The organism is Saccharopolyspora sp. NPDC047091, from assembly GCF_040643635.1.
In the GTDB taxonomy this organism is placed as follows: domain Bacteria; phylum Actinomycetota; class Actinomycetes; order Mycobacteriales; family Pseudonocardiaceae; genus Saccharopolyspora_C.
The window spans coordinates 1-16,947 of record NZ_JBEYUS010000025.1 but is presented as its reverse complement, the minus strand read 5'-3'; the positions used below and the strand labels follow the sequence as shown (position 1 = coordinate 16,947).

The 16,947-nt window shown below is 71.2% G+C and carries 17 protein-coding genes; 10 read left to right on the top strand and 7 right to left on the bottom strand.

What is annotated here, in order from left to right; all coding sequences use genetic code 11:
• Positions 1 to 36: 36 nt before the first annotated feature.
• Positions 37 to 1,572, bottom strand: a complete 1,536-nt coding sequence (locus ABZ805_RS13530) for an acyl-CoA synthetase (RefSeq protein ID WP_358438940.1) — start codon at positions 1,570 to 1,572, stop codon at positions 37 to 39.
• A gap of 181 nt (positions 1,573 to 1,753) precedes the next feature.
• Here ABZ805_RS13530 and ABZ805_RS13525 point away from each other — a divergent pair, with 181 nt between their 5' ends.
• Positions 1,754 to 2,404, top strand: a complete 651-nt coding sequence (locus ABZ805_RS13525; RefSeq protein ID WP_358438937.1) for a helix-turn-helix domain-containing protein — start codon at positions 1,754 to 1,756, stop codon at positions 2,402 to 2,404.
• 231 nt (positions 2,405 to 2,635) lie between these two features.
• On the opposite strand, the gene ABZ805_RS13520 is transcribed toward ABZ805_RS13525, so the two are convergent.
• Positions 2,636 to 3,472, bottom strand: a complete 837-nt coding sequence (locus tag ABZ805_RS13520; protein ID WP_358438934.1) for a helix-turn-helix transcriptional regulator — start codon at positions 3,470 to 3,472, stop codon at positions 2,636 to 2,638.
• A 134-nt stretch (positions 3,473 to 3,606) separates the two neighbouring features.
• Between ABZ805_RS13520 and ABZ805_RS13515 the strand changes: the two genes are divergently transcribed.
• The gene (locus ABZ805_RS13515; RefSeq protein WP_358438931.1) at positions 3,607 to 4,641 is read left to right on the top strand and encodes an aldehyde reductase; all 1,035 of its coding nucleotides are present in this window, start codon (positions 3,607 to 3,609) and stop codon (positions 4,639 to 4,641) included.
• Between the two features lie 291 nt (positions 4,642 to 4,932).
• Here the strand turns inward: ABZ805_RS13515 and ABZ805_RS13510 are convergent, their stop codons facing one another.
• Positions 4,933 to 5,697: a 3-hydroxyacyl-CoA dehydrogenase gene (locus tag ABZ805_RS13510; RefSeq protein WP_358438928.1), complete on the bottom strand. Its 765-nt coding sequence runs from the start codon at positions 5,695 to 5,697 to the stop codon at positions 4,933 to 4,935.
• 546 nt (positions 5,698 to 6,243) lie between these two features.
• On the opposite strand from ABZ805_RS13510, the gene ABZ805_RS13505 reads away from it, so the two are divergent.
• A complete protein-coding gene (locus ABZ805_RS13505) occupies positions 6,244 to 7,818 on the top strand; it encodes a long-chain-fatty-acid--CoA ligase (RefSeq protein WP_358438925.1) in 1,575 nt (524 codons plus the stop codon).
• 51 nt (positions 7,819 to 7,869) lie between these two features.
• Here the strand turns inward: ABZ805_RS13505 and ABZ805_RS13500 are convergent, their stop codons facing one another.
• Positions 7,870 to 8,616 carry a PaaI family thioesterase gene (locus ABZ805_RS13500; protein WP_358438922.1) on the bottom strand — a complete coding sequence of 249 codons (747 nt, stop codon included), beginning with the start codon at positions 8,614 to 8,616 and terminating at the stop codon, positions 7,870 to 7,872.
• Positions 8,613 to 9,377: a crotonase/enoyl-CoA hydratase family protein gene (locus ABZ805_RS13495; protein WP_358438919.1), complete on the bottom strand. Its 765-nt coding sequence runs from the start codon at positions 9,375 to 9,377 to the stop codon at positions 8,613 to 8,615. The genes ABZ805_RS13500 and ABZ805_RS13495 overlap by 4 nt, the downstream gene beginning before the upstream one ends.
• Before the next feature lie 191 nt (positions 9,378 to 9,568).
• On the opposite strand from ABZ805_RS13495, the gene ABZ805_RS13490 reads away from it, so the two are divergent.
• The 3 genes from ABZ805_RS13490 to ABZ805_RS13480 all read left to right on the top strand — a co-directional run bounded on the left by ABZ805_RS13490 (position 9,569) and on the right by ABZ805_RS13480 (position 12,724).
• Positions 9,569 to 10,114: a DUF1697 domain-containing protein gene (locus tag ABZ805_RS13490; RefSeq protein ID WP_358438916.1), complete on the top strand. Its 546-nt coding sequence runs from the start codon at positions 9,569 to 9,571 to the stop codon at positions 10,112 to 10,114.
• Between the two features lie 132 nt (positions 10,115 to 10,246).
• The gene (gene dnaK / locus ABZ805_RS13485) at positions 10,247 to 12,133 is read left to right on the top strand and encodes a molecular chaperone DnaK (RefSeq protein WP_358438913.1); all 1,887 of its coding nucleotides are present in this window, start codon (positions 10,247 to 10,249) and stop codon (positions 12,131 to 12,133) included.
• A gap of 3 nt (positions 12,134 to 12,136) precedes the next feature.
• Complete coding sequence (locus tag ABZ805_RS13480; protein WP_358438910.1) at positions 12,137 to 12,724, top strand: nucleotide exchange factor GrpE; 588 nt, start codon at positions 12,137 to 12,139, stop codon at positions 12,722 to 12,724.
• A gap of 207 nt (positions 12,725 to 12,931) precedes the next feature.
• On the opposite strand, the gene ABZ805_RS13475 is transcribed toward ABZ805_RS13480, so the two are convergent.
• Positions 12,932 to 13,282: a hypothetical protein gene (locus tag ABZ805_RS13475; RefSeq protein WP_358438908.1), complete on the bottom strand. Its 351-nt coding sequence runs from the start codon at positions 13,280 to 13,282 to the stop codon at positions 12,932 to 12,934.
• Positions 13,283 to 13,479: 197 nt separating this feature from the next.
• On the opposite strand from ABZ805_RS13475, the gene ABZ805_RS13470 reads away from it, so the two are divergent.
• Genes ABZ805_RS13470 through ABZ805_RS13460 form a run of 3 tightly spaced genes read left to right on the top strand, consistent with a single transcriptional unit; the run spans position 13,480 to position 14,727 of the window.
• Positions 13,480 to 14,334 (top strand): helix-turn-helix transcriptional regulator, encoded by an 855-nt coding sequence (locus tag ABZ805_RS13470; RefSeq protein WP_358438905.1) that lies wholly within the window; start codon positions 13,480 to 13,482, stop codon positions 14,332 to 14,334.
• Complete coding sequence (locus ABZ805_RS13465) at positions 14,309 to 14,521, top strand: DUF397 domain-containing protein (RefSeq protein WP_358438902.1); 213 nt, start codon at positions 14,309 to 14,311, stop codon at positions 14,519 to 14,521. Before ABZ805_RS13470 ends, ABZ805_RS13465 begins: the two co-directional genes overlap by 26 nt.
• A gap of 5 nt (positions 14,522 to 14,526) precedes the next feature.
• On the top strand, positions 14,527 to 14,727 hold the full coding sequence (locus ABZ805_RS13460) for a DUF397 domain-containing protein (protein ID WP_358438899.1): 201 nt from the start codon (positions 14,527 to 14,529) through the stop codon (positions 14,725 to 14,727).
• Positions 14,728 to 14,800: 73 nt separating this feature from the next.
• Here the strand turns inward: ABZ805_RS13460 and ABZ805_RS13455 are convergent, their stop codons facing one another.
• Positions 14,801 to 15,997: a macrolide family glycosyltransferase gene (locus ABZ805_RS13455; protein ID WP_358438896.1), complete on the bottom strand. Its 1,197-nt coding sequence runs from the start codon at positions 15,995 to 15,997 to the stop codon at positions 14,801 to 14,803.
• Positions 15,998 to 16,275: 278 nt separating this feature from the next.
• Between ABZ805_RS13455 and ABZ805_RS13450 the strand changes: the two genes are divergently transcribed.
• The gene (locus ABZ805_RS13450) at positions 16,276 to 16,839 is read left to right on the top strand and encodes a TIGR03086 family metal-binding protein (protein WP_358438893.1); all 564 of its coding nucleotides are present in this window, start codon (positions 16,276 to 16,278) and stop codon (positions 16,837 to 16,839) included.
• Positions 16,840 to 16,947: the final 108 nt, after the last annotated feature.

Below are 16,947 nucleotides of genomic sequence, written 5' to 3'. Positions count from 1 at the left end.
TGACCGTCAACGACGTGGCACGGTCCGGCGTGACGGTCACGCGGACGCGTACCGGGATTTCAGGGCGCCCTTCACCAACTTCCCGGTCGGCGTGCGGGGCAGTTCGGCGAGGAAGTCGACGCTGCTGGGCGCCTTGTAGTGCGCGATCCGGGCGCGCACGAACTCCAGCAGCTCCCGCTCCAGCTCCGGACCCGGCTCGGCGCCGATCGCGGGCTGCACCACGGCCTTCACCGCCTCGCCCATCTCCGCATCGGGCACACCGATCACCGCCACGTCGGCGATGCGCGGGTGCAGCGCCAGCAGGTCCTCGACCTCCTGCGGGTAGATGTTCACCCCACCTGAAATGATCATGAAGGCCTTGCGGTCGGTGAGGAACAGGAAGCCCTCGTCGTCGAGGTAGCCGACGTCGCCGACCGTCGCCCAGCCCGGATGCGCCGGGTGCCGCGCGGAACGCGTCTTCTCCGCGTCGCCCCAGTACTCGAAGGCCTGCTCGTCGCGCGCGAAGAACACCGTGCCGACCTCGCCGGGCGCCAGCTCGCGGCCCTCGTCGTCGCAGATCCGCACTTCGCCGAGCACCGCGCGGCCGACCGAACCCGGTTTCCGCTGCCACTGGGCGGAATCGATGAACGTCATGCCGATGCCCTCGGTCGAGGAGTAGTACTCCAGCAGGATCGGTCCCCACCAGTCGATCATCGCCTGCTTCACCGCCACCGGGCAGGGCGCGGCCGCGTGCACCGCGACGCGGTGGCTGGAGAGGTCGTAGCGGTTGCGCACCTGCGCGGGCAGCTTCAGCATCCGCACGAACATCGTCGGCACCCACTGGCTGTGCGTGACGTGGTGGCGTTCGATGGCGCGCAGCGCGTGCTCCGGGTCGAACTTCTCCATCAGCACCACGGTTCCGCCGAGCGCGTGCGTCGAAGCGCAGTAGCGCAGCGGTGCCGCGTGGTAGATCGGAGCGGGCGACAGGTACCGCGAGCCGGGCCCGATCCCGTACAGCTGCGCGACGACGGGGGTGAGCACGTCGCCTTCCTCGTGCACCTGCCGGTCGGGCAGCTCGGGCCGGATCCCCTTGGGACGCCCGGTGGTTCCGGAGGAGTAGAGCATGTCGGCGCCGCGCGGCTGATCGTCCGGCGGGCGCGGCGAGGATGCGGCCAGCACCGCCTCGTAGTCCGCGAATCCGGCGACCTCGCCGCCGAAGGCGAGCCGCACCCGCACCCCCGGCACCAACGCGCCGACCTCGGCGGCGACCTCCGCCAGGGCGGCCGAGACGACCAGCGCGTCGGCGCCGGAATCCTCGACGACGTAGGCGACCTCGGACGGGGTGAGGTGGCTGTTCACGGCGGTGATGTAGAGCCCGGAGCGGACCGCGGCCCAGTACACCTCGAACGCGGGCGGGGTGTTGTCGGTCAGCAGCGCCACCACGTCGCCGCGGCGCAGCCCGGCACCGCGCAGCGCGTGCGCCAGCCGGATCGACCGCTCCTCCAGCTCCCCGTAGGTCAGCCGCTCGCCCGAACCCGCCATGATCACGGCGGGCCGGTCCGGGTCGGTCGCGGCGTGGGCACCTGGGTACATGCGGTTCCTCCTCGAACCTCGACCACGCCGCGGGCCTCCGCCACCCGGCGAAGCGGCGGAGGCCACGGCGGAACCCGGTGCGGGCACCGGGCCCGGCCCGAGCCTGGCACCGCCGCACCACGACGGTCAATGCCGACTGCTACGACTACGGGACGGTTTCCCCGCCGGGTACGCTGACCGGGTGGTTCGGTCCGATACGGCTAAGACGACGGCTCCCGGCGCACCGCGCACCCGCGAGGAGCGCACCGCCGACAGCAGAGCGCTGATCCTCGATGCCGCGGTGGACTGCCTCATCGAGCACGGTTACGCGGGCGCCTCCACCTTGGTGATCCAGGCGAAGGCGGGGGTGTCGCGCGGGCGGCTGCTGCACCACTTCCCGTCCCGGGACGGCCTGCTGGTGGCGGCCGCGCAGCACCTGGCGAACACGCGGCTCGCCCAGACCAGCGTGCACGCCGAGCAGAAGCTCGCCGACGAACCGGACGGTCCCGCGCGGGTGGACCGGTGCATCGAGCTGCTGTGGGAGACGTTCCAGGAACCGCACTTCTGGGCGGCCATGGAGCTGTGGACGGCGGCACGCACGAACCCGGCGCTCGGCGCGGCGCTGCTGCCGGAGGAACGCGGGCTGCGCGCCGCGATCCGGACCGCCACCGACGAGATCTGGGGCCCCGCGGTGCGCGCGCACCCGCGGTACGAGCTGCTGCGGGAACTGCTGTTCACCAGCATGCGCGGCGCGGCGATGCCCTATGCCTTCGAGGACCGGTCGCCCGCCACGGATCCGCATCTGGCGCTCTGGAAGGACTTGGCGCGCAGGCTGCTGTTCGACGAGGACTGAGTTTCGGGGATGCCCATCCTGTTGCGTAGGGGTGGGATGGCGGAACCTCAGCGGGATTCGCGCTGCGGGATCTTTTTCCCGAGTGGCTCCGCCATGAGGGAAAAGCCGCCCTCGCGAGAATCCCGCTGAGAACGCGCGGCGATGCCGGTGTCTTCGGTGGTCGTCGGCTCAGCGGCTTCGCCGCCGACAGGAAGACGGCACGAACCGGCGCGCGCGTTCGCGGGCCGCGAATCAGGGTTCGGCTCGGGAGGGGGCTGGTGGGAGTGCTGCGGCGGCGAGCAGGGTCAGCTTGTCGGCCGAGTCGGTGCCCGCGTCCGGGTGGTACACCACGAGCATGATCCCGTCGGTGCCGCTGATCAGCAGCTTCTCCCGGTTCAGCGTGAGCTCCCCGACCTGCGGGTGGGTGAACCGCACCGCGGCCCCGGCCCGCGGCCGCACGTCGTGCCGCGCCCACAGCCGCCGGAACAGCGGGCTGGCCAGCGACAGCTCCCCGACCAGTTCGACGCAGCGCGGGTCGTCCGCGTCGCCACCGACGGCCTCGCGGAACCCGGCCAGCAGCGCGGCGGCCGCACCCTCCCAATCCGGGAACAGCGCCTGCTCCCCCGGTTCCAGGAACACGTCGTGCAACCGGTTGCGGCCCGCCGTCAGGAACGGGGACAGCGCCGTGGCGGGCGGGTTCGCGGCGAGCACGTCGCAGCAGCGGCCCTCGACGAACGCGGGCAGCGGCAGCGAGTCCACCAGCTTCGCAGTGCTCGCCGGGACGACCTCCTTGCGGCGGCGGGTGCGGCGCGGCTTGTCCGCGGCCAGGCCCAGCAGGTACTGCCGCGCGTCCTCGTCGAGCTGCAGCACGCGGGCCAGCGACTCCAGGACCTGTACCGACGGATTCCGGTCACGGCCGCGTTCCAGGCGCAGGTAGTAGTCGGCGCTGATCCCGGCCAGCATCGCGACCTCCTCGCGGCGCAGCCCGGGCACCCGCCGCACGCCCAGCACCGGGATGCCCGCGTCCGCCGGGGTGACGAGTTCGCGGCGGGCGCGCAGGAACGCGCCGAGCAGGTTCTGGTCGCTCATTCCCCCACCGTAGGCCGCAGGCCGGACCGCAGCCGGGGTCCTGCCGGTCCCCCCGCTGAGCAGGGCTCTGGTCCGGTACCGGGACCGGTCGGATAGTGGTCGGTGGCAACTCCACGACCTTCGGAGCGAACGACATGACTCAGCAACGCGTCCTCGTCACCGGCGGGTCCGGTTTCCTCGCCGGGCACTGCATCCTCCAGCTGCTGCGGCACGGCTACCTGGTGCGCACCACCGTGCGGTCGGTGCGGCGGGAGCGGGCGGTGCGCGCGGTGCTCGCCGAGGCCGGTGCGGTGCACGACGAGGCGCTGAGCTTCGCCGAAGCCGACCTCACCTCCGACGCGGGCTGGGCCGAGGCCGTCGCCGGGTGCGACTTCGTGCTGCACGTCGCCTCCCCGGTGCGGCCCGGCCCGGTGGCCGACGAGGACGACCTGATCGTCCCCGCCCGCGAGGGCGCGGTGCGGGTGCTGCGGGCCGCCCGCGACGCCGGGGTGCGGCGGGTCGTGCTCACCTCCGCGTTCCACGCCGTCGGCTGGGGACATCCGCGGACCGGGCGCACCTTCACCGAGCAGGACTGGACGGTCCTCGACGGGCCGGGGGTGGACGCCTACGGGCGGAGCAAGACCCTCGCCGAGCGGGCGGCCTGGGACTTCATCGCCACCGGAGGCGGGGCGACGGAGCTGGTGACGATGCTGCCGGTCGCCGTGGTGGGGCCGGTGCTGGGCGAGGCGATCTCCGGACCGAACCACATCATCAAGCGCGTGCTGGACGGGGCGCTGCGCGGCTTCCCGGACCAGTGGATCCCGTTCGTCGACGTGCGGGACGTGGCCGCCGCGCACGTCGCGGCGATGACCTCGCCCGACGCCGCGGGCGAGCGGTTCCTGCTCGCCGGTGATCCGCCGATCTCCCTCGCCCAGGTCGGCGCGGTGCTGCGGGAGCACCTCGGCGACGCGGCGCGGCACGTGCCGCGGCACCGCATCCCGAGCGGGCTGCTGCGGTTCGCCGCGGTGTTCTCCCCCGGGCTGCGGCCGGCGCTGGCCGACCTCGGCTACGCCCGCCAGGCGTCCGGCGAGAAGGCCCGCCGCGTGCTCGGCTGGCGGGCGCGCGGCGCCGAGGAGGCGATCGTGGCGGCGGCGGAGAGCCTGGTGGCGAAGTCGCTGGTGAAGCCCTGATCCGCACATCAAGCTCGGCTCGGCTCGGCTCGGCTCGGCTCGGCTCGGCTCGGCTCGGCTCGGAGTGAGCGGACCGTTCGTGCCGTCCGGTTGTTCGAACGGCCCGTTCACCCGATGCCCGGTGAGCGGCCCGCTCCCTCTCCCGCCGCGCACCTGGGTGAACGGACCGTTCATCCACTCCCGTCGGTCGAACGGACCGTTCACCCCACCCCGGGCGCAACCGGACGTGCACGACCCGCTGTCCGGCGTGACGGGACCGTTCAGCCCGTATTTTGGCGAACGGTCGTTCGCTCAGCGCGGGGCCATCCGGATGGCGCCGTCGAGGCGGATCACTTCGCCGTTGAGCATCGGGTTCGCGACGATGTGCTCGGCGAGCGCGCCGAACTCGTCGGGTTCGCCGAGTCGCGAGGGGTGCGGGACCTGTTCACCCAGCGAGGCCTTGACCTCTTCGGAAGCGCCCGCCAGCAGCGGCGTGTTGAACAGGCCGGGCGCGATGGTGACCACCCGGATGTGGTGCTCGGCGAGGTCGCGGGCGATCGGCAGGGTCATGCCGACGACGCCGCCCTTGGACGCGGAGTAGGCGGCCTGCCCGACCTGGCCGTCGAAGGCGGCGGCGGAGGCGGTGTTGATGATGACGCCGCGCTCCTCCCCCACCGGGTCGTGCGCGATCATCCGTTCGGCGCCGAGGCGCAGCACGTTGAAGGTGCCGATCAGGTTGATGTTGATGATCTTCGTGAAGGCGGCGAGCGGGAACGCGCCGTGCTTGCGGCTCACCACCCGCAGTGCGTTGCCGAGCCCCGCGCAGTTCACGACGACCCGCAGCGGCCCGAGCTCCTGGGCGGCGTCGAGCGCCGCGGCGACCTGGTCCTCGTCGGTCACGTCGGCGGCGGCGAACCGAGCCCGCTCGCCGAGCTCGGCGGCGACCTGCTCGCCCGCCGAGGTGGGCAGGTCCAGCAGCACGACGCTGCCACCGGCTGCGACCAGCCGCTTCGCGGTGGCCAGCCCGAGCCCGGACGCTCCTCCGGTGATGACTGCGACGCCGCCGGCGATGTCCATGCGCTCCTCCTCGTCCCGGCGAGGCCACCCGAGCCCCGACCAGTCAGCAATGACCGTTTTCTACGGCACCCGGCACGCCGACCGCAAGAACCCGCCGCGAACCGAGGCGAACGGACCGTTGAACCGACCAGATCGGACGAGCGGCCCGCTCACCCAGCCCGCCAGGCACGAGTGAACGGACCGTTCGACCAACTGGATCGGACGAACGGTCCGCTCACCCACCCCATCGCCGAGATGATCTCAACCGCTCGCTGAGTGAACGGACCGTTCGACCAACTAGATGGGACGAACGGTCCGTTCACTCCACTTCCCCCTCGTACTGGAGTGAACGGGCCCTTCTGCCAACCAGATCGGACGGACGGTCCGCTCACCCACCCCGCCGCCGAGACGGTCTCCGGCGGGGTTCGGGTGAACGGACCGTTGAACCAGCTAGATCGGACGAACGGTCCGTTCACTCCGATCCGCGGGGTGGGGCGACACATTTCGGGGTGGCGTCTCGTTGTTCTCAGGTCACCCGGACCCGTCGTCAACGCCGAGGAATCGCCGATGCACAGCACACGCCCCACCGGTACCGGAATGACCAGCAGCGACCAGATCGCGCGGCACGCCCGCAAGATCCCCGACGCGATGGCGTTGCGGTTCGGCGACGCGAGCCGCACCTACCGGGAGCTGGACGAGCGGTTGAGCAGGCTGGCGAACGCACTGCTGGCACGCGGGGTGTCGGCGGGCGATCGGGTCGCGGTGCTGGGCTTGAACGGCATCGAGGTGGTGGAGGCCTACCACGCGTGCGGCCGGCTCGGCGCGATCTGCGTGCCGATCAACTTCCGGCTGGTGGCGGACGAGGTGGCGTACGCGCTGACCGACAGCGGCGCGGTCGCGGTGGTGGTGGACGCGGCACTGGCCCCGGTGCTGGCCAAGGCGCGCGAGCAGGCGCCGGAGCTGCGCGCGGTGCTGGTGATCGGCGAGGCCGACGCCGACGCGGAGGGCTACGAGGAGGCGCTGGCGGCGGCCGACCCGGACTCGCCCGGTATCGACGTGGCCGAGGAGTCGCCCGCGTTCATCATGTACACCTCGGGCACGACGGGCCGCCCGAAGGGCGCGGTGCTGACGCACCACAACCTGCTGATGCACTCGTTCAGCATGATGGCGCACCTGGGCACGCCCGCCGGGGAGCGGGTGGGGATCTCGGGTGCGCCGCTGTTCCACATCGCCGGGGTCTCCGGGATGATGCCGAACGTGCTGCTGGGGGGCTGCACGGTGCTCTCCCGTTCGGGCCGGTTCGACCCGGCGGAGGTGGTGGACGTGCTGGAGCGCGAGCGCGTCACGGACTGCTTCTTCGTCCCGGCGCAGTGGCAGGCGATCTGCTCGGTGCCGGGCGTGGGCGAGCGGGACTGGTCGGCGCTGCACCGCTTGTCGTGGGGCGCGGCGCCCGCGTCGACTCCGCTGCTGCGCCGCATGATCGAGCTGTTCCCGGACGCCGAGGTGGTGACCTCGTTCGGCCAGACCGAGTGCAGCCCGGTGACGACGCTGCTGCGCGGGGAGGACGCGCTGCGCAAGATCGGGTCGGTGGGCACGCCGATGCTCAACGTCGAGGTCCGCGTGGTGGACGAGGAGATGAACGACGTCCCGCGCGGCGAGGTCGGCGAGATCGTGTACCGCGGCCCGACGGTGATGCAGGGGTACTGGGGCAAGGAGGCGGAGACCGCGGACGCGTTCGCGGGCGGCTGGTTCCACTCCGGCGACCTGGTGCGGGAGGACGAGGACGGCTACTACTTCGTCGTCGACCGCAAGAAGGACATGATCATCTCGGGCGGGGAGAACATCTACTGCGCCGAGGTGGAGGACGTGCTGGCCGGGCATCCGAAGGTCGGCGAGGTGGCGTTGATCGGCGTGCCGGACGAGCGGTGGGGCGAGACCCCGCTGGCGGTGCTGGTGGCCCGCGATCCGGCGGATCCGCCGACGCCCGCGGACGTGGAGGCCTACTGCCGCGAGCACCTGGCGGGCTACAAGCGCCCCCGCCACATCTCGGTGATCGCGGAGCTGCCCCGGAACCCGAGCGGGAAGATCCTCAAGACGAAGCTGCGCACCGCCCGCGCGGACGGCGAACTCCCGGACACCTGATCCGGGTGGACGGCCCGCTCGCGGGTCGGGCGGGGCGTCCACCTGCGGGAGCTACTCCTCGGACCACCGTGGCGGCGGGTTGTCGCCGAAGATCCGGTTGGCCTGCTCGGCGGTGGGGATCACGAAGATCCCGCTGGCCTCCACGAGGACCCGGTCCGGCTCGTCCTCGGTGGTGATGGTGGCCTTCGGCCCGGTGCGCCGTTCGGTGATCGAGTCCTCCGGCACCCAGGCGGTGAGCCGCAGCGGCGTTTCCAGCGGCACCGGCCTGCGGTAGCGCAGCGACAGCGACACGGTCATGCCGGGCCGCCCCTGGGCGGCGTGCGCGTGCCCGAGGATCTGGTCGATGAGCATCGCGCTGACCCCGCCGTGGGTGTAGCTGTGCGGGCCTTCGTAGGCGAGCCCGAGCGTGCAGGTGCCGGTGGCGACGCCGTCGGCGACCCGCACTCGCATCGGTGGTGCGATCGGGTTTCCGGGCCCGCTGGCGGGGTTGTACATCCGCCTGCCGGGTTTGGCCTCGTCGAGCGTCGGCGGCACGTGCCGGGTGCGGCTCGCTTCGGTGAGCGGGCCGACGAGATCGCGGGCCTGGTCGGCGGTCTTGCGCAGCGTGGCCGCGTCCACTTCGGTGCCGGTGGCGGCCTGGACGAGTTCGCGGAGCGCGTCGCCGAGTTCGCGCGCGGCGCGGGCTCGGTCCTGGGCGTGGTCCTCGCCGGAGCCGTCGGGCTCGCGTTCGGCGTCGGACTGGCGGTATTCGCTGATGACGGGTGTCTCCTGGTCGTTCCGGTGCTGCGGTGCGGTCACTCGCCGCGCCACACGGGGGCGCGCTTCTCGGCGAACGCGCGGGCACCTTCCTGCGCGTCGGCGGAGGCGAACACGGGTGCGGCGATCTCGGACTGCTCGGCGAACGCGTCGGCGTCGGTCCAGCGCAGCGCACCGGAGACGATCTGCTTGGTGGCGCGCACGGCGAGCGGCCCGTTGGCGGCGACGCGCGCGGCGAGTTCCTTCGCCCCGTCGAGGGCACCGCCGGGTTCGGTGAGGGTGTTGACCAGGCCGTGGGCGTGCGCCTTCTCGGCGGTGAGCGGGTCGCCGGTGAGGGCGATCTCCATGGCCAGCTGGTACGGCAGCGCCTTCGGCAGCCGCAGCAGCCCGCCCGCGGCGGCGACGAGTCCGCGCTTGACCTCGGGCAGCCCGAACTTCGCTTCGCGGGAGGCGACGACGAGGTCGGCGGACAGCGCGAGTTCGCAGCCCCCGGCCAGCGCCCAGCCTTCGACGGCGGCGATGAGCGGTTTCTGCGGCGGCCGTTCGGTGAGCCCGCCGAAGCCGCGGCCGGGCACGTGCGGCCGTTCGCCGCGGGTGAAGGCCTTGAGGTCCATGCCCGCGCAGAACGTGCCGCCCGCACCGGTGATGATGCCGATGACGAGGTCACTGCGGCTTTCGAGTTCGTCGACGGCGGCGGCGATGCCTTCGGCGACGGAGGCGTCGACGGCGTTGCGGGCTTCGGGCCGGTCGATGGTGATCACGGCGATGCCGTCGCCGAATTCGGTGCGGACGCTCTCGCTCACGTGCTGCTCTCCTCCTGCTCCGCGCCGCCTGGCGGTGGCGTTCTCCCTGGCAGTGTTACTCGCCCACGAAAAAACGGTCAAGGCAGACCGTCGCGGGTCACTGTGCGGTCGGCCACCTCGCGATGCTCCCACGCGGGACCGGATCGTCGGTGGTGGCGGGCATGCTGTGTCGTGACCGGAGGAGGTGCGCGGTGCGGCAACGGCAGATCGCCCTGCTCCGCGGGGTGAACGTGGGCGGGCACAACAGGATTCCGATGGCGCGGTGGCGGGAGGTGCTGGCCGGTCGCGGTTTCGGCGAGGTCGGCACGCTGCTGCAGAGCGGCAACGCGGTGTTCACCGCGTCCTGCCCGCCGGCCGAGTCGGAGCGGCTGGTGGCGGCGGACATCGCCGCGGAGTTCGGATTCGAGGTGCCGGTGCTGGTGCGCACCCGCGACGAGCTGGCGGCGGTGGTGGCGGCCGATCCGCTGGGCGAGGTGGCGAGCATCCCGGCGCAGTACCTGGTGACGTTCCTGTCCGCGTGCCCCGATCCGGCGGCGCTGGCGGAGCTGGACGTGGCGGGCTGCGCGCCGGACGTGGTGCGGTTCGGCGAGCGCGAGGTCTACGTGTGGTGCCCGGAGGGCGTGCGGAACTCGCGGGTCCCGCAGTCCTGGTGGGAACGCCGCCTCGGCCTGCGCGCCACCTCCCGGAACTGGTCGACGGTGACCCGCCTGCTGGACCTCGCCGATTCCGGCGGGTGAGCTCGTCTCGGGATGTCGGCCGGGACGTTGTCCCCTACCGATGTGCCGCGGCGACGTCTGACGCTGGGCTGCGGGAGCCACGTGGTGGCGCCGCACGGCCGGGCTGCGGCGCAGCCGAGCGAGGAGGGCGCAATGGGGCGAGCGGTGGGCATCGACCTGGGCACGACGAACTCCGTGGTGGCGGTGCTGGAGGGCGGCGAAGCGACCGTCATCGCGAACTCGGAGGGCGCGCGCACCACGCCGTCGGTGGTGGCGTTCGCCCGCAGCGGTGAGTTGCTGACCGGCCAGCCCGCGAAGAACCAGGCGGTCACGAACGTGGATCGCACGATCCGGTCGGTGAAGCGGCACATGGGCACCGACTGGAAGACGGAGATCGACGACAAGGCGTACACGGCGCAGGAGATCAGCGCCCGCGTGCTGATGAAGTTGAAGCGCGACGCGGAGACCTACCTGGGCGAGGACGTCACCGACGCGGTGATCACGGTCCCGGCGTACTTCGACGACGCGCAGCGGCAGACGACGAAGGAGGCCGGCCAGATCGCGGGCCTCAACGTGCTGCGCATCATCAACGAGCCGACGGCGGCCGCCCTCGCCTACGGGCTGGAGAAGGGCGAGAAGGAGCAGACGATCCTGGTGTTCGACCTCGGCGGCGGGACGTTCGACGTGTCGCTGCTGGACGTCGGTGAGGGCCTGGTCGAGGTGAAGGCGACCTCGGGCGACACCGACCTGGGCGGCGATGACTGGGACCAGCGGATCGTGGACTGGCTGGTGGAGCGGTTCAAGGCGTCCTCGGGCATCGACCTGACGAAGGACAAGATGGCCTTGCAACGCATCAAGGAGGCCGCGGAGAAGGCGAAGATCGAGCTGTCCAGCTCGTCGACGACGAACATCAACCTGCCGTACATCACGGTGGATTCCGAGAAGAACCCGATGTTCCTGGACGAGACGCTGTCCCGCGCGGAGTTCCAGCGCATCACCTCGGACCTGCTGGAGCGCACCCGCAAGCCGTTCGAGAACGCCGTGCGGGACGCGGGGATCTCGGTGCAGGACGTGGACCACGTGGTGCTGGTGGGCGGGTCGACGCGGATGCCCGCGGTCACCGAGCTGGTCAAGGAGCTGACCGGCGGCAAGGAACCGCACAAGGGCGTGAACCCGGACGAGGTGGTGGCGGTGGGCGCCGCCCTGCAGGCCGGTGTGCTGCGCGGCGAGGTCAAGGACGTGCTGCTGCTGGACGTGACGCCGCTGTCGTTGGGCATCGAGACCAAGGGCGGCATCATGACCAAGCTGATCGAGCGCAACACCACGATCCCCACGAAGCGCTCGGAGACGTTCACGACGGCGGACGACAACCAGCCGTCGGTGCAGATCCAGGTCTTCCAGGGCGAGCGCGAGATCGCCGCGCACAACAAGCAGCTGGGCAGCTTCGACCTGACGGGCCTGCCGCCCGCGCCGCGCGGGGTACCGCAGATCGAGGTGTCGTTCGACATCGACGCGAACGGCATCGTGCACGTGAACGCGAAGGACCTCGGCACCGGCAAGGAGCAGTCCATCCAGATCTCCGGTGGTTCGGCGCTGCCGAAGGAGGACATCGACCGGATGGTCTCCGACGCCGAGGCGCACGCCGACGAGGACCGCAGCCGCCGAGAGGAGGCCGAGACCCGCAACCAGGCCGAAACCCTCGTCTACCAGACGGAGAAGGTCCTCACCGACAACGACGACAAGCTGCCCGCGGATTTGAAGGAGCGGGTGCGGTCGTCGGTCGGCGAGGCGAAGGAGGCGCTGCGCGGCGACGACGTGTCGGCGATCCGGGCGGCGGTGGACAAGCTGGCATCCGAGTCGCAGGAGCTGGGCCAGGCGATCTACGGCAACGCCGGCGGCGGCGCGGACCCCTCGGCGGGCGCGACCGGTGCGGGCGGCTCGGACGCGGGTTCCGGCTCAGGTGGTTCCGGCGGTGCCGGATCGGGGGACGACGACGTGGTGGACGCGGAGATCGTCGACGATCCGGACGACAAGAGGTGAGCGATGGACGACGATCGCCGGAACTCGTTGCCGGTGCCCGCGATACCGCGCGGCGGCCGTCCGCGCGGGGTGCCCTCCTCCCCCGTCGCCGACGAGCCCGAGCGGCCCGCCGCCGAACCCGATCCGGCGGAGCAGATCGTCCGGTTGCAGGGTGAGCGGGACGCGCACCTGGAGATGCTGCGCCGGGTGACGGCCGAGTTCGACAACTACCGCAAGCGGATGTTGCGGGAGCAGACCACGCACCTGGACCGGGCCGCCGAAGGTGTGCTCAGCCAGCTGCTGCCGGTGGTCGACGCGGTGGAGATCGGCGCCCGGCACAACCCGGAGGCGCTGGGCCCGGTGCACGAGCAGCTGCAGCACACCCTCGCCGCCGAGGGCCTGCACCGGTTCGACCCGCTGGGCGAGCCGTTCGACCCGGCCATGCACGAGGCGGTGGCGCCGGACGAACCGCCCACCGTCGTGCCGCTGCGCCCCGGCGAACCGGAACCGGATGCCGTGGTCGCCGAGGTGCTGCGGCCCGGCTACCGCGTGCACGGCCACCTGCTGCGCCCGGCGCTGGTCCGCCTCGCCCCTGCCCCGGCTGCCGAGTGAACGGACCGTTCGTCCAGCTCTACCGGACGAACGGTCCGTTCACCCGCCTCAACCCCGAGACGATCTCACCGGCTGCTGGAGTGAACGGACCGTTCGTTCCGTCCGGCCGGACGGCTGGTCCGTTCACTCCGAGCGCCGGTGCGACGGTCTCAGACGCGGGCGGGGTGAACGGACCGTTCGTCCCGTCCGGTCGGACGAACGGTCCGTTCACTCGCGTCCGCGGGTGCGCGGGTGGTGCGCCGACTCGTCGCCGTCGTTCCCCGCGCAGCGGGTAGAGCCGAGTTCGTCCGCCCAGATCAGGTGCACCTGGTCGTGTCGGGCCAGGTGGGCCCGCGCGGCGTCGGCGGACCGGAACCGGGCGCGGCCGCGCCCGTCCTCGGCGCTGAACACTTCGGCCGCGTCGCCGAAGTCGAGACCCCAGCACCGCACGAACCCGTCCTCCCGCACGCCGATCTCCTCGCACACCGCGAACAACCGCGGCCGGTGTGCGGCCACCAACTCCCCCAACTCCCGCCGGAACTCCTCGACGGTCGGGGTGGTCGTGCTCGTCGATTCCACATTTCTCCTCAGCTGGACACCGGTGCATCGTTTCCACTGTGGACATATCGCCCGATCGGGAGGGATGCGCCGCGGATACGATCACCGCTTCTGGAACGCCGGGAACGTAGCAATGCCGGAACCGGCCGGGAAATCGCAGATCACCACGACACGTTCAGGGGTTGCACGCGCGACCGGGTCGCCGAGGGAGGTCAGCAGTGCCGAAGTTCGCCGGTTCCCAGGCAAGGGCGATCGGAGCTGAGATGCGCCGAGCCCGAGATTCACTCGAATGGACCTTGGAGACGTTGGCGGCGGCGACGGACATATCGCGATCCACCCTGTCCCGCATCGAGACGGGCGCACGCCGCGCGGACGTCGGCGAAGTCGCCTCCATCCTCACCGCCCTAGCCGTCACCGGCCCCGCCAAACAACGCCTGCTGCGGCTGGCGGGTGACACGTCGGAGACGTGGGTGGGGGTCGGGAGTGCGGTGACCTCGCAACTGAGCGCCGTTTCCTCCTACGAGGCGGAAGCCCACGAGATTCACGAGTTCCAGGTGTCGGTCATCCCGGGGTTGCTCCAGACAGCGTCATACGCGCGGGCGCTCTTCGGCAGCACACCGCTGGGCTCAGCCGAGCGTGAACGCGGCGTGTTCTACCGCGTGGAGCGGCAAGCCACGCTCAGGAGGTCGACGCTGCGGAGCTACAACGCCTTTCTCGACGAGACCGCGCTGCGCCGCAAGGTCACGACCGACGAGAAGACCATGTCACAGCAGTTCCACAACCTGCTCGCAGTAGCAGCTTGCCCCGGAAGATCGGTTCGCGTCATCCCGTTCTCCGCAGGCGCTTATTGGGGCTGCGAAGGTCCCTTCATCTTGTACGCATTGAACGATCACCACGTGGCATACCATGAAAACCAGTCGAGTGGCGTTTTCATCGACGGCGAAGCTACGGACGTCTACCAGCAAGTCCTGAACAATCTGGACAACGTCGCCCTCGATCAGGATGAATCGAACGAGCTGATCACCAGCTACCTGAAGGAGCAGGATCATGGTCTTCGAGTTCCGCAAGAGTAGCTACAGCACCGGAGGCGCCAGCGGCACCTGCGTCGAGGTCGCCCTCAACGTCCCCGGCACCCGCGCCATCCGCGACAGCAAGAACCCCGGCGCAGCACCACTGATCTTCGCCCCCTCCGCGTTCGCCGCGTTCCGAACCGCGCTCAAGCGCGGCTCGCTCGACGGCCGACGCACCGGCCAGGAGTGACGAGCATGCCGAGCTCTCCGTCGACGAACTGGCGGAAGTCCAATTACAGCAGTGCACAGACGAACTGCGTGGAGGTGGGCCGATCGGGCGATCTCGCGGCGGTGCGCGACAGCAAGGACCGCAGCGCGGGACACCTCGCGGTGCATCCCGACCGCTGGTCGAGCTTCCTCACCGCGCTCAAGTCCGACCGCTACCCCACCCCCTGATCCACCAGGTGAATGGCCCACCCGCCCCAGCAGACTGGGCGAATGGGCCATTCACCTGCGGTGGTGGCGGTGATCAGGAGAGGAAGCGCTCCAGGGCGTCGGCGCCCGCGGGGGCTCCGCCGCTGGTGAGGACGGCTTCGCGCATCTCGGCGAGGTTGGCGCGGATCCGCTCGTCGGCGGCGACCTCGTCCACCGTGGCGCGCAGCAGTTCCGGCGTGACCTCGTCGGCTTGCAACCGCTTGCCGAGCCCGAGCTCCTGCGCGCGGTCGGCGTTGGCCTCCTGCTCCGGCATCTGCGGGAACGCGATCGGCGGCACGCCGTAGTACAGCGTCTCCATCGTCGAGTTCATGCCGGTGTGGGTGAGGAACGCGGTGGCGTGCTGGAGCACCGCGAGCTGCGGGAAACTCTTGCGCACCTCGAAGTTCTCCGGGATCTCACCCAGGTCGGCTTCCTGCACGACCTTGCCGATGGACATCGCGACCTGCCAGCCGGAGTCGCGGAACGCCTCGATGCACAGCCGGAAGAACTCGGGGCGCTGGTTGAACACGGTGCCCAGCGAGATGAACAGCAGCGGCTGGTCGCCGTGCTTCGGCTTCCAGTCGACGATGCCGCGCTGCCCGACGGACGGGCCGATGAACTCGAAGCGGTCGTCGAAGGTCTCAGCCCGCAGCTGGAACTTCTTCGGCAGGAACACCAGGTTCAGCGGCGACGGCTTCGCCTGGCCGAACGAGGACGGGTCGAAGGTGACGCCGAACTCGGTGGTGAGCTCCTTCATCCGCTTCGCGAAGTCCTGGAGCACCGGGTGGTTCGGGTCGAAGGGGTTCTCGTCGTCCTTCTTCACCATCAGGTCGCGCAGCGAGAAGTGCTCGTTGCCCGCGAAGTGCGGGATGAGCGACACCTCGGGCACGCCCAGCTTCTCGGCGAGCATCGGGCCGGTGGCCTCGGCCTGGTCGAAGCACACCGCGTCCGGCAGGTCCTGGCGGAAGTGCTCGACGAGCTTCGGGAACGACCGCTGGATGTCCTCGATGCGGAACTCCAGCATCGGGGCCATCGCCTCGGGCGTGAACTTCGCGAAGTTGGTGGGCATCTCGGGCATCACGGTGCCGGTGTCGAACAGGGTGGCGCCGGCGGCCTGGACGGCGTCGTGGAATTCGGGACCGATGGCGTAGGTGACGCGGTGGCCGCGGCGGACCAGTTCCTCCACCAGCGGCAGCGTCGGGTTGACGTGTCCGTGCGCGGTCATGCTGACGAACGCGAAGTGCTTGCTCATGTTCCCCTCGGATGAAGCTTGCCCGGACCGGCCCATCACCGCCGCGCCCGATCGACCTACCCCATGGTCCTCCGAACGCGCCGGTGAAAAAAGGTGTTTTCCGCAACCAATTACTTTCACGGCGCGGCGCGGAGTGCGACAGTGAGCCGTTGACCTGCGAGAATACCCAGCCTCAAGCGGCTGGTGTGATCCGCGCCGCTGCCCGGACGAGGCCGGACGAACCGGACGGCGACCCGGCTCGCCCGGGCGGGAACATGATCGCGGAGTAGCGTTCCGGCATGCCGACACCAGCCCAGCAGTTGATCCCCGGCGCCCTGCAGCGCTTCGGCGCCCGGGTGCACGCGATCGAGGACCACCAGTGGCGCGGCCCGACGCCGTGCACCGCGTGGACCGTCCGCGACCTCGTCGGCCATCTCGTCGGCGAACACCGGTGGGCCCCGCACCTGCTCGCCGGGGAGACCATGGAGCAGGTCGGCGACCGCTACGACGGCGACCTCCTCGGCGACGACCCGGTGCGCGCGTGGGACGCGGCCGCCCGCGACTCCCGCGCGGCGTGGGAGGCCGCCGACCTGTCCGGGACCGCCCGGTTCTCCTTCGGCGAAGCGCCGATGACCACCTACGCCGAGCAGATGCTCATCGACCTCACCGTGCACGGCTGGGACCTGGCGCGCGCCACCGGGCAGCCCGAGGACCTCGACCCGGCCGCCGTCGACCTCGGCCTCGCCTACGCGCGGCCCAACGCCGACCGGATGGCGGGCCTCGGCATCATCGCCACCCCCGTCCCCACCAACAGCCCCGACCCGGCCGTGCAGCTCCTCGCCCTCCTCGGCCGCCGCGCCTGACCGCCCGACGCCGAAAACCCGCCCGGCGGGCCATGGCTCCTTCCTGTCAGCGGCGAAGCCGCTGAGCAGCGACCACGCACGCAGCCGCACGATCACCGCGTCCAGCCC